Origin of the sequence: Burkholderia arboris, from assembly GCF_038723655.1 — a bacterium.
Classification (GTDB): Bacteria; Pseudomonadota; Gammaproteobacteria; order Burkholderiales; family Burkholderiaceae; genus Burkholderia; species Burkholderia arboris.
The window spans coordinates 927,267-938,973 of record NZ_CP109823.1; the positions used below are offsets into that span (position 1 = coordinate 927,267).

9 protein-coding genes and 1 rRNA gene are annotated in these 11,707 nt (G+C 65.7%); 1 reads left to right on the plus strand and 9 read right to left on the minus strand.

The annotated features are described in order from the left end of the window. Positions 1 to 33: 33 nt before the first annotated feature. Positions 34 to 1,566, minus strand: a 16S ribosomal RNA gene (locus OHZ10_RS36750). 612 nt (positions 1,567 to 2,178) lie between these two features. Here OHZ10_RS36750 and OHZ10_RS36755 point away from each other — a divergent pair. Beyond that, entirely contained in the window at positions 2,179 to 2,649 is a 471-nt protein-coding gene (locus OHZ10_RS36755) for an ATPase (RefSeq protein ID WP_174994620.1), read from the plus strand. A 174-nt stretch (positions 2,650 to 2,823) separates the two neighbouring features. On the opposite strand, the gene OHZ10_RS36760 is transcribed toward OHZ10_RS36755, so the two are convergent. The 8 genes from OHZ10_RS36760 to OHZ10_RS36795 all read right to left on the minus strand — a co-directional run bounded on the left by OHZ10_RS36760 (position 2,824) and on the right by OHZ10_RS36795 (position 11,702). After that, on the minus strand, positions 2,824 to 3,510 hold the full coding sequence (locus OHZ10_RS36760) for a DUF429 domain-containing protein (RefSeq protein ID WP_342706145.1): 687 nt from the start codon (positions 3,508 to 3,510) through the stop codon (positions 2,824 to 2,826). A gap of 9 nt (positions 3,511 to 3,519) precedes the next feature. Then, positions 3,520 to 4,044: an HD domain-containing protein gene (locus OHZ10_RS36765; RefSeq protein WP_059241055.1), complete on the minus strand. Its 525-nt coding sequence runs from the start codon at positions 4,042 to 4,044 to the stop codon at positions 3,520 to 3,522. 111 nt (positions 4,045 to 4,155) lie between these two features. Beyond that, complete coding sequence (locus OHZ10_RS36770; RefSeq protein ID WP_342706146.1) at positions 4,156 to 7,626, minus strand: ATP-binding protein; 3,471 nt, start codon at positions 7,624 to 7,626, stop codon at positions 4,156 to 4,158. A gap of 3 nt (positions 7,627 to 7,629) precedes the next feature. Beyond that, on the minus strand, positions 7,630 to 8,880 hold the full coding sequence (locus tag OHZ10_RS36775; protein WP_342706147.1) for a DNA repair exonuclease: 1,251 nt from the start codon (positions 8,878 to 8,880) through the stop codon (positions 7,630 to 7,632). Positions 8,881 to 8,935: 55 nt separating this feature from the next. Next, positions 8,936 to 9,115 (minus strand): hypothetical protein, encoded by a 180-nt coding sequence (locus OHZ10_RS36780; protein WP_342706148.1) that lies wholly within the window; start codon positions 9,113 to 9,115, stop codon positions 8,936 to 8,938. Between the two features lie 335 nt (positions 9,116 to 9,450). Next, positions 9,451 to 10,227 (minus strand): hypothetical protein, encoded by a 777-nt coding sequence (locus OHZ10_RS36785; RefSeq protein WP_059241059.1) that lies wholly within the window; start codon positions 10,225 to 10,227, stop codon positions 9,451 to 9,453. 250 nt (positions 10,228 to 10,477) lie between these two features. Beyond that, positions 10,478 to 11,020, minus strand: a complete 543-nt coding sequence (locus tag OHZ10_RS36790) for a hypothetical protein (RefSeq protein ID WP_174994609.1) — start codon at positions 11,018 to 11,020, stop codon at positions 10,478 to 10,480. Between the two features lie 313 nt (positions 11,021 to 11,333). Beyond that, positions 11,334 to 11,702 carry a hypothetical protein gene (locus OHZ10_RS36795; protein WP_342706149.1) on the minus strand — a complete coding sequence of 123 codons (369 nt, stop codon included), beginning with the start codon at positions 11,700 to 11,702 and terminating at the stop codon, positions 11,334 to 11,336. Between the last annotated feature and the right edge of the window lie 5 nt (positions 11,703 to 11,707).

The window sequence follows — 11,707 nt, forward strand, 5'->3', positions numbered from 1 at the left end:
AGCGTGAGCGCTCAACTTTGCGAGAAGCTCTGGAAAGGAGGTGATCCAGCCGCACCTTCCGATACGGCTACCTTGTTACGACTTCACCCCAGTCATGAATCCTACCGTGGTGACCGTCCTCCTTGCGGTTAGACTAGCCACTTCTGGTAAAACCCACTCCCATGGTGTGACGGGCGGTGTGTACAAGACCCGGGAACGTATTCACCGCGGCATGCTGATCCGCGATTACTAGCGATTCCAGCTTCATGCACTCGAGTTGCAGAGTGCAATCCGGACTACGATCGGTTTTCTGGGATTAGCTCCCCCTCGCGGGTTGGCAACCCTCTGTTCCGACCATTGTATGACGTGTGAAGCCCTACCCATAAGGGCCATGAGGACTTGACGTCATCCCCACCTTCCTCCGGTTTGTCACCGGCAGTCTCCTTAGAGTGCTCTTGCGTAGCAACTAAGGACAAGGGTTGCGCTCGTTGCGGGACTTAACCCAACATCTCACGACACGAGCTGACGACAGCCATGCAGCACCTGTGCGCCGGTTCTCTTTCGAGCACTCCCACCTCTCAGCAGGATTCCGACCATGTCAAGGGTAGGTAAGGTTTTTCGCGTTGCATCGAATTAATCCACATCATCCACCGCTTGTGCGGGTCCCCGTCAATTCCTTTGAGTTTTAATCTTGCGACCGTACTCCCCAGGCGGTCAACTTCACGCGTTAGCTACGTTACTAAGGAAATGAATCCCCAACAACTAGTTGACATCGTTTAGGGCGTGGACTACCAGGGTATCTAATCCTGTTTGCTCCCCACGCTTTCGTGCATGAGCGTCAGTATTGGCCCAGGGGGCTGCCTTCGCCATCGGTATTCCTCCACATCTCTACGCATTTCACTGCTACACGTGGAATTCTACCCCCCTCTGCCATACTCTAGCCTGCCAGTCACCAATGCAGTTCCCAGGTTGAGCCCGGGGATTTCACATCGGTCTTAGCAAACCGCCTGCGCACGCTTTACGCCCAGTAATTCCGATTAACGCTCGCACCCTACGTATTACCGCGGCTGCTGGCACGTAGTTAGCCGGTGCTTATTCTTCCGGTACCGTCATCCCCCGACTGTATTAGAGCCAAGGATTTCTTTCCGGACAAAAGTGCTTTACAACCCGAAGGCCTTCTTCACACACGCGGCATTGCTGGATCAGGCTTTCGCCCATTGTCCAAAATTCCCCACTGCTGCCTCCCGTAGGAGTCTGGGCCGTGTCTCAGTCCCAGTGTGGCTGGTCGTCCTCTCAGACCAGCTACTGATCGTCGCCTTGGTAGGCCTTTACCCCACCAACTAGCTAATCAGCCATCGGCCAACCCTATAGCGCGAGGCCCGAAGGTCCCCCGCTTTCATCCGTAGATCGTATGCGGTATTAATCCGGCTTTCGCCGGGCTATCCCCCACTACAGGACATGTTCCGATGTATTACTCACCCGTTCGCCACTCGCCACCAGGTGCAAGCACCCGTGCTGCCGTTCGACTTGCATGTGTAAGGCATGCCGCCAGCGTTCAATCTGAGCCAGGATCAAACTCTTCAGTTTAAACCTGTTACTGTTTTCGGTTCAGTTAAGAACCGATCGCTCACTCAAAGCTGACAGGAATATGAATCACTTCATAAACCTGACTTACTTTAGTGTGAGACTCTTGATACTTTCGCTATCTGATCCGAGGATCAGCTCGCTTCCATCAAGCGCCCACACTTATCGGCTGTTAATTTTTAAAGAGCATTTCTGCGAGGAACTTCGTGTTTCTCAGCAGCGCTGCGTTTTCAGCAGCAGAGAAGCGAGATTATGAACCGTGTTTCGCAGCTCGTCAACAACTTTTTTACTACATCGTTGCGACTGCGGGGCTCAACTTCCTGCACCGCCGAGGCCGCTACTACCGGACCTCAACAGCACCGCTTCCCTTCCTCCCGCGCCGTGTTTCCGTTAGCGCGAAAGAGGCGTGATTCTATGCACCTCACGCCGTTCGCGCAAGCCCCTTTGTGAAGAAATTTGAAAAAGCCCCCGTGCACTGACGCGCACGGAGGCTTGGGGCTCGGCCGACGCTGATCCCACCGCGAGCGGTTCTCTATAGATATGACCTATGCCCGTCTTGCCACCTATATAAAGAGGGCGGCGAAACGGACAAGGAACCCGGTGCTGTCGAGTATCATGCCGCGACCGAACCACGCACTCATATCGACGATGGACAGCACGACTCAACCCGGCGACGCCGATCTTCGCGACGAATACGCGGCGCTGCGCGAACGCGCCATCCTGCTGGAAGAACAGACGCCGCCGCTGCTTCAGCGCATCTCGGATGTACTGCCGCGGATCAGCGGCGAATCCGAACTGGCGGACGAGCACCGCGAACGGCTCGTCGGCGCGCGCAATGCGGCGATGGTCTCGATCGAGAACTATCAGCAGGCGATCCCCTTCCTGCAGACGGCCGATTCGATCATCGAGCAGCTCGACAAGACGCCCGAGCGCGATGAAGACATCGAGTGGCGTGAATCGCTGCTGCAACGGCTCGACGAGCTGATCGACGTCGCCGTCGTGATGATCAACGATGCGGAAGACTACTTCGATCAGGCGCAAGCCTGCGACCTGGCCAACGTACCGAAGTCCATCCTCGAGGATTGAGCGGCGCTGCCCGGGATTGCCTGGTGCGCCGGCTTCATGTCGTGCGCACCGGCAATCCTGATGTTTGTCGGCCGACACTCGACATCTGACGCCACCGGCGCCAGGAAGACCGAACCTCTCCCGCAAACGCTCACCTTGTCGTGACAACTGCCCCGCAGTCGCCACGTGCCATCGCTACGGCGAGTCGAGCACGATCGCCTCGCTGACGATCGGCACGCGGATGTAGCCGCCCTCCGTATCGCCATACGCATGTGCGTTCCCGTCGATCACGTATTGCGCGGTCAACGCGCACAGGGTCGCGTCTCGCGCATCGACGGAGCGCAGCGTCGACACATCGATCCCCAGTCGCTCCAGCAATTGCAGGCGCTGCGTACGCTTCAGCTTCGCCGACGCCACCGCCTTGCCCAGCATCGAGCAGGTAATCGCGTACGGATAGGTCTCGAAACTCGCACGGCCACCCGCATAGTGCGCGCCCGTCAGCAACGGATAGGTGTCCGCGAGCGCGCGGTACACGCGCTCGCCGATGAACATCCAGTCGAAGAAGCCCGACGTGCTTGTGACGGCCTGCTCCCGCGACGGCGTCGGAAAGCACGAGATCCGTTCGCGCGCGAGCGCCTGTTCGGCCGCCCGGCGACCGGTGCCCGTCCACCACACGCTCGGTGCGTCGACGCCGACGGCCACGACGTCATGGGCGACGCACAGCGCGGGCACCGCCTCCGGCGCAATCCGCGCTTCGCGGCAAACGACCGTCGCCCCGCGCAGGATCACGAGATCGCACAGCTTCTTGTCGCCCCCGACGTCGACGCCCGCCACCGCGGGTACTGGCCGCTCTGCGGATTCGACGGATCGGGTCGCTGCCATGCGGAAACCTCAGTCCGCCGGCCGTGCCGCGTACGCGGTGTCGAAGATCGCCTCGAGGCCGGGATGGACGCCGCGCATCGGGTCGACGACCGACTTCGCCCAGTCGAAATACGCCTGCTTGCGCTCGAGCGGCCAGTCCGCGGGCGGATGCTGCGCGATGTCGCGCAGGTTGCAGATCTTGTCGGCCAGCTTCACGAGCTTCGCGCGACGGCTGATGGTGGCCGCATGCTCGACCTGCAGACGCTTGCGCTCTTCCTTCGGCAACGACTTGTCGTCGGTGACTTCCATCACGATGTCCGCCACGTCCTTGCCGAACAGCCGCAGCAGCTCCTGCTCGGTCGTCTCCGTATCCTCGACCGTGTCGTGCAGCACGGCTGCGACGATCACACGCTCGTCCTCGACGCCGGCCTCGTTGGCCAGCACGTCGGCGAGTGCGATCGGATGATTGATGTACGGCGACGCCTCTTCGTCCTTGCGACGCTGATTGCGATGCTTGTCCGCCGCGAACGCGATGGCGGCTACCAGCTTTTTCATATTTTCCCCTCGTGTGGCCAGACCCGCGACCGGTTGACCCGGCCGCGTGCGTTTCGGAACCGCTCATACTACCTGTACGCGATGCCCCCTCCCGCGTGCCGGCATCCCGCCTCACGCGCCGGCCGGCGCGCGCTGCAACTCGACCACGTTGACCCGCGCGCCGAAGACGTCCCTCACGAGCGGCAGCAGGTGGTCGTGGTGCGTCAGGAACAGCACCTGGGTGCGCGTCGACAGATCGCGCAGCGCGTCGAGCCCGGCCTTCGCGCGCGCGTCGTCGAAATTGATGAACAGATCGTCGGCGACGAACGGCAGCGCGGTCCGGCTGCCGAGCTGCAGCTCCAGCGCCGCGATGCGCAGCGCGAGGAACAACTGATCGCGCGTGCCTTCACTCAATCCCGCGACCTCGACCGATGCGCCCTTCGTGCGCCGTGCATACAACGCGGGCGGCGTCCGTTCGGTATCGACGGTCAGCTTCGCGAATTCGCCCAGCGTGAGCCCCGCGAAAATCTCGCCCGCGCGCCGGAGCATCGGCCCCTGCTTCTGGTCGCGATAGCGATCCGTCGCCCACTTCAGCAAGCGGCTCGCAGTGGCCGCCTCCAGATACTGTTCGGCCGCATCGCCCATCGCCGCCAGTGCTTCCTGCCGCTTCGACTCGGCAACGGCTGCGTTCGCCTGGCCGTCGATCGCGCCGAATGCCTGGTCGGCCACGACCTGCTGCTGCGACAGCTCGTTCAGCCGCCTGCCGACATCGCCGAGAGACTGCTTCACCGCTTCGAGATGCGCCGGCACGTCGGCAATGTCCTGCTCCGCGACTTCTACTTCCACGGCGGACCGGGACAGCCCGTCGCCGTCGCGCACCAGCGCTTCGTGCGCGGCATCGACCGCCTGCCGAAGCTGGCGCTGACGATCCGAGCGCTCGGCGAGAGGCAGCGCCGCGTCGATCGAAGCGACGCCGGCCAGTTGCAGCAGCGGCTGGATACGGGCATCGGCCCCGGCCACCGCGGCGGCCGCGTCCGCGACCTTGCCGTCGGCCTGCCGCACGGCCTCGTCGGCACGACCGATCGCACGCGCGAGTTCCCTGGCGGCCGTGAGGCGCATCGTCAACCGTCGCGCCACGTCCGGCCAGTCGCCGCCGGCAAGCCATTCCGGCGCGAGCGCTTCGGCAAGGCGCCGCGCGCCAGCCTCGAGCGCGGCCAACTCCGCGCGAATCGCTGCGATCCGGTTGCGCGGCGCATCGGCATCGGCCAGCTCGGCCGTCACTGCATTCGCGAGCCCGAGCGCCCCCTCCGCCGCGGCCAGCGTCGTCGCGCTCGCGGACAGTTTCGCGGCGGCCAGCGCGTCGCGCCATTGTGCCTGCCATGCATCGTAGGCCGCCTGTGCGTGACCGGCCCGCGATTGCGCCGTCGCGCATCCGCGTTCGGCTTCCCGCGCGCGATCGTCGAGACTGTCCTTCTGCGCGATCGCTTTCTCGGCCGACTGCACGAAAGTCTCGGCGATCGCGACGAGCGCCGCCAGCCCGTCAGACTCGCCGCCGCGCGATACCGGACGCAGTGCCGCACGTAGCGCGGCTTCCGCGCCGGCCCGTGCAGCGCGAATCGTGTCGAATTCGCGGCGCTGACGGTCAAGATCGGCCTGTGCAGCAAACACCGTTTCGCGCTTCGCGAGCCAGTCACCCATCGCCGCCAGCGGCATGCCGGGCACCGCGGCCGTCGTTGCAAGCGCGGCCCACGCGTCGCGATGCGCCGTCAGTTCGCGTTCGCGTTCGTCCAGTGCGGCCTTCCTGCGTGCCACGCCCGCACGCGCAGATTCGACCTGCTGACGCAGCGATTGCAGCGTCGCGGCCGCCTGCGTGGCGCCGAGCTGCGCATCGACGAGTTCGTCAGCGAGACGAATCGCGTCGTCGACTGCCGGTGCGCCGATTGCGAGATCGACCGCGCCACTGCGGATGTCTCCCCACGCGCCGTCGCGACGCGCGCGCGCCGCCAGCACGTCGGCGGTCGTAACGACCTTGTGGTTCTCCGCGAAATGCTTCTCCTGCAGCTCGAGCCGTTCGAGCTCTTCGAGCGCACCGTCGCGCGCTTCGCGCGCAGCAGCTGTCGCGCTTGCGCGTTCGCTGTCTTCCTTGAGCAGCGTGCCAAGACGCGCCGCTGATGGGACGTCGAGTGCGCGCAGCGCGTCGACCGGCATGCGCCACTGGCCGAGCGCATCGAGCGCGCCGGACAGCACGCGTTCGGCGGCCGCGATTTCGTGCGCCAGCGCCTGCTCGCGCTGGCCGCTATTGCGAAAGCCTTGCGCATCGGCCAGCGCCGCGCGCAGCGCTTCCGGCACGTCGACGGTCGACAGGCGCGCCTGTTGCTCCTGCACCTGCGCCAGCTCGCGCGTACGTTCGTCGAGCGATTCGCGCGCGCCGGCGAGCGCCTGATGCAGCGCGCCGTGCTCGCGCAGCAGGTTCGCGACGGTCTTCAGCGACAGCGCCGTCGGCAGCGACGCGCGCAGCGATGCTTCGTCCGTCGGCCAGTCGAGCTGGGCGGCTGCCGACGACGCGGCGGACAGGTGCCGCTCGACGTCCGCACCGAGCAGCAGCAGATCCTGCGCGTGATTCATGCACGCGCCGCGCAGCCGATCGAGCGCTTCGATATCGGCTTCCAGCGCCAGCGTGTCGGCGTCCGCGTCGATCGCATCGCGCGCCTGCCGTTTCGCGAGCAGGTCCGCGCGCCGTTCTTCGAGCACCTTCTGCTCGGCCGCGAGATCGCCCTGTGCCTTCAGCAGATCCGCATACGCAGTCGGCGGCAACTCGACGACTGCGCCGAGTTCGGCCAGCGCCGCATCCTTGACCGTCAGCTCCTTCAGGTACGGCGCGAGCCGCCGCACGCGCTCGAGCTTCGAGCGCAGCGTTTCGAGCCGGCGCTGTTCCGCACGCGCCTGCTCGATCTGCTGTTCGACCGCTTCGCGTGCATCCTTGCGATCGACCCAGTCGCGCGTGCGCACCTGGACCGTCTTCAGTTCGGTCACGGCTTCGTTGAACGACGTTTCGGCCAGCGCAAACGCGCTGCCGCTCCGGCGCGGCGCCCACAGCTCGACCGAACGCGCGTCGAGTTCCTCACGCACCGGCCCAAGGCTGCCGACACCGGCGGCCGATTCGAACAGCACCTGCCCGAGCTTGTCGGATGCATCGAGAATGCTCCGGCCGCCGTCGACCAGCCGCCCGTGATCGAGCCCGAACATCTGCTCGAAGAACTCGCGCGTCGCGCCGTCGAGAATGGCCGCCAGGTAGTCGTCGGGCAGCTTGTCGTCGGCCGGCGTGCGCAATGGACTGCGCCCGCGCGCGCGGTGGAACGCGAGTTCACCCGCGCCGCTCTCCAGCACGCCGCCGATCCGCAACTCGGGCGTGCTGTGCAGGAAATCGAGCGGCGTCTGCAGCTTCATCCCGAACAGCAACTCGGACACAGCCGTGCGGATCGTCGACTTGCCGGCCTCGTTCGGCCCGACGATCACATGAAAATCCTCGCCGGCCGACGGGAACCGCAGCGTCTCGTCGGTGAACTTGCCGTACTTGATCAGATCGAGCTGGCTGATGCGCATCGCTTATTCCCCCCTCGCCAGCCGCGCGAGCAGTTCAGGCCCGACCTGCTCGACCAGCGCCGTCAGCTCGCCCGCCCGCGCCATCGTCAGCAACGGCACGTCCTCCTTCACGTCGCTGCGGACCTTGCCGACGAACGGCTTCAGGTCGCGTTCGAGCAACGCGAGGAAATCCGGATCGTGCGCGGCATCGGCCAGGATCTGCTTCAGGTCCTCCAGCGCTTCGAGCGGCTCGCTTTCGCCCGGCTGATGATCGGCGGCGGACGTCGCGAGCCGGACCTTCTCGAGCCACAGCCGCTCGTTGCCGATGATGCCGATCTGGTTCAGCACTTCCGCGCGCAACTGCGGCGCGCGACCGAAAAAGAGTCCGTGTGCAGGCGTGCGCCCCGTGACCGTCACGCGCACCGCGCGCGGCACGTGGCCGTCGACGGTCAAAAGCGCTTCCAGCGCCTGGCCGATCTTTCTCGACAGATCGGCAACCGACAGGCAGTCGGATGCATCGACCGTCACGGCCTCCCAGCGCAGCACGTCGAGATACAGGCGCTCGACCTGCGTGCGGCCTTGCTCGACCGTCACGAGTACCGCGCCGCGGCGGCCCGTCTCGCGGATATGGCGCCCCTGCAGGTTGCCGGGAAACACGACGGTGGACGGCCCCGTCCATTGCTGGAACTCATGCACGTGGCCGAGTGCCCAGTAGTCGTAGCCTTTCGCCTGCAGTTCGGCCAGCGTGCACGGCGCATAGTTCGCGTGCGCGGCGTAGCCTTCGAGCGCCGTGTGCAGCACGCCGATGTTGTAGTAGCCGGGTACCGGATCCGGATAGCCGATCGCGAGATTGTCGACGACGGCCTTGTCCTTGAAGCTCTGCCCGTGCAGCGCGACGTCGAATTCGGGCAGCCTGACGGTTTCCGGCTTGCGGTGGCCGAACACGGTGACGTTGTCCGGCAACGTCAGCTTCTTCGTCATCTCGCTTTCGGCATCGTGGTTGCCGCCGAGCACGAACGCGCGGATGCCGGCCTTGCGCAGCCGCCCCATCTGCTGGCCGAAGAAGATGCCCGTGTTGTGGTCCTTCCAGTCGCCGTCGTACAGGTCGCCGGCGATCACGAGAAACGCGACTTCCTCTTCGATCGCACGATCCACGAGTTGCCGCAGCGCCTCGCGCGACGCGTTGCGCAACTGTGCGGCCGGCGCATCGGGATACGCGCTCAGGCCGTGCAACGGGCTGTCAAGGTGAATGTCTGCGGCGTGGATGAACTTCACGAAGATTCCTCTGTTTCATGGCGAACGGGCATCGCCGCCCGCACGAGCTCGGCCGTCAATCGCAATCCGGGTAGCCGCCGGGTTCGCCGCAATGGATGCAGCGAAACACGTACGCGGCCGGCGAGCCGTCCTTGTCGAGCGCGGCGAGAAAGCGTTCCCACGGGGGCGCGCCGGACCGGATCACGCTGCCCGATGCGAGCGGGTCGGGATGGTACCTGAAAGCGGGTAACGACATGAGGTTCTCCGTCGGTCCGGATGGCGGGGAAGCACGGGATACGGACACGAACCGCCATTGTGCCGCAGCACGATCGCGCAACAGCGGAACCTCGTCTCCGACAGCCGGACCGGTCGTGAAACGAACGCCACGCGGCGTCGCGCTGCCGCGCGCGAGATGCGCCACCGGACGTCGGTGTCGAGCTGGCGTCGCGCCACGCGATCGCTCGACAACGCGATTGCGCAGCGGATCCGGTTTCGGGCAAAACGGCGTCGGGACGGCGCTGAACGGGCAGCGGGAAACGCGCAGGATCACCCTGCGCGTCGCGATGCACGCGGACGCCCGGCTACGTGCCCTCACTCGCCGCGCGGGACGGGCGGCGGCGCAAAGCCGTTGTCGTTGCCGGGGAACGGATTCGCATTGCGGCGCAGCGCTTCCTCTTCGTTGTCCTTCTGCGCGAACAGCGCGACGCCGATCACGCCGACATTCGCGGCGTCGCCGTACTTCGAGTTCGCGACATAGCTGTCGGGCACCGCTGCGAAACGGAACGCAGCGACTTCGTCGCGGCTCTTGCGGAAGCCCTCGATCGTCAGCGTGCGGCCCGGATACAGCACGTAGCCACCGTTCGTGTAGCTGCCCGGGCGCCCCGACAGCACGTCGAGCCCGTCGACCGTCGACACGACTTCGAACGCGCGGCGCCCCTGGTTGCGCAACACGATGAGGTAACGCGAACCCTCGACGCCTGCCATGTGCCAGCGGCCATTGCTGCGCGCAAGACGCAGCGGCGCGCCCTTTTCGTCGGTAAACGACAGCGCGATGTCGCCGTTCGCGAGTGCGACGCGGGTCGGCAGCCGGCGAACCTGCGACGCGGGAAGATGGCCGGGCAGCACATCGTTGTAGTAGACCGACGCGAGATCCGTCGGCTTCGCCGGATCCGCGCGTTCGAAGTCGACCTGCCGGGTTTCGGATCGCACCGACTCGCCCCACGCGGTACCGAGCCCGCGACGTTCGCTGGCATCCGGTGCGGGAGCGGACGCGGCGGTACTGGCCGACGGCGGGGGCGGGGGCGGCGCCGCGCAGGCGGCCAGCCAGAGTGCGCAGGCGAGCGCGAGAAGACGGAACAGGATGGTCATGACGTGATGCCTCGGAATGTTATCGGACCGCGCCGGGCAGGCCGGAACGGTGCTTTTTGTGTCGTCTGTCGTCACGATGTCGATCGGACATGCTGGCCCGGATCGGCCGGCGCCGTCATTGCGGCGGCCCGGCGGCCGGGAGCCCTGCTATTTAAGCATGGCGCGCGGGCATTGGGCAGGGGCCACGCGCACCCATAAAAAAACCCGGCCCGCATCGAAGCGGGCCGGGTCCTGGCGGGATGGGTGTCGCTTACAGCGCGCCGCCTTGTGCCGACGCGGAGCCCTTCACGCCGACCGATGCACCGCCCTTCACTGCGTTCGTCGTGCCTTCGAGCGCTTCGCCGGCCTTCGCCTTCGTGCCGCCCGCCACGTCGCCCGCCGTCGACACGGCACCCTGTGCATGGCTCTTCGCCGAGCCGGAGACATGCTTCACGTGCGCCTTTGTCGAGTGGACGGCCGATGCCGCCGCATCCTTCGTCGTGCCGGCTGCCGAGCCGACCGCCTGCGTCGCACCGCCGACCGCATTGCCCGCTGCCGAGCCCACGCCGCCGACCGTCTTGCCGACGCCGTTCAGCGCGCCGCCAACGGCGTTGCCTGCACCCGAACCCGAGCCCGCCGCATTCGCGCCAGCGCCCGCCTGCACGCCCACGCCGCCGCCGAGCAGCGGCGTCTGGACCTGTGCGCCGACGCCTGCGGCACCCTGGGCACCCGTCTGGGCCGTCTGTGCAAATGCAGCCGAAGTCGCCATCGCCGTCAGAGCGGCACCCAGCAGAATCGTACGAATCTTGTTCATGGTCATTCTCCCCAAAGACGTTGTTGCTGCGGGCCGCCTTCTGCGGCCTGTCGCATGCCTCGCCGCGACGTGCGGCAGGTGGAGCTAATGTAGCGGCGCCGGCACGCAAAACAGTCGAATTGCGGGGACTGTTACTTCCGTTGCAAATGCTGACGATTGACTCACACTGTTTGACAATCGGAGGCTTGCAGCAGGATGGCTCGCGTATTTGACGGTGAACCGGCGCGAACCCGGCAGCATGGAACGCAAGCAGCACCGCGATCGCGACGGGCACGCCCGCCGAGCGTCGGGAGACAGGCGCAGGGTCACGCGGCTAGCAGGGAAACCGGCCGCTTTTATAAGCATCCCAAAGGATATGTTCGGGCCAGTTGCCGGGGCGGCCCGACAACCGGCTCCTCGCGATCAGCTCGATGTCGTCCGACACGCAGGCCGCCACACCGGCATGACCCGATGCACGGAACGCCAGCCTGTATGCCTTTTCCCGCAGCGCGTCCACCGACTGCTTGTCGATCGCCGCGGCCGGATCGCCGTCGATTGCATCGAACGCCGCCATCCACTGCGTATCGAACGGCTCGGCATCGCGACGCTCCAGCGCGGTATCGCCATCGACGTCGCCGAGGCAATCGAAAAAGCCCGGCGCCGACAGCGCGGCGTCCAGTTCGAGCAGGTGTGCGTTCGTCATTGCCG

Excerpts from the sequence above, each read along its gene's own strand:
- OHZ10_RS36755 (WP_174994620.1), top strand. The coding sequence starts at position 2,179 with ATGCCGCGACCGAACCACGCACTCATATCGACGATGGACAGCACGACT.
- OHZ10_RS36780 (WP_342706148.1), bottom strand. The coding sequence starts at position 9,115 with ATGTCGTTACCCGCTTTCAGGTACCATCCCGACCCGCTCGCATCGGGC.
- OHZ10_RS36765 (WP_059241055.1), bottom strand. The coding sequence starts at position 4,044 with ATGAAAAAGCTGGTAGCCGCCATCGCGTTCGCGGCGGACAAGCATCGC.
- OHZ10_RS36785 (WP_059241059.1), bottom strand. The coding sequence starts at position 10,227 with ATGACCATCCTGTTCCGTCTTCTCGCGCTCGCCTGCGCACTCTGGCTG.
- OHZ10_RS36795 (WP_342706149.1), bottom strand. The coding sequence starts at position 11,702 with ATGACGAACGCACACCTGCTCGAACTGGACGCCGCGCTGTCGGCGCCG.
- OHZ10_RS36760 (WP_342706145.1), bottom strand. The coding sequence starts at position 3,510 with ATGGCAGCGACCCGATCCGTCGAATCCGCAGAGCGGCCAGTACCCGCG.
- OHZ10_RS36790 (WP_174994609.1), bottom strand. The coding sequence starts at position 11,020 with ATGAACAAGATTCGTACGATTCTGCTGGGTGCCGCTCTGACGGCGATG.
- OHZ10_RS36770 (WP_342706146.1), bottom strand. The coding sequence starts at position 7,626 with ATGCGCATCAGCCAGCTCGATCTGATCAAGTACGGCAAGTTCACCGAC.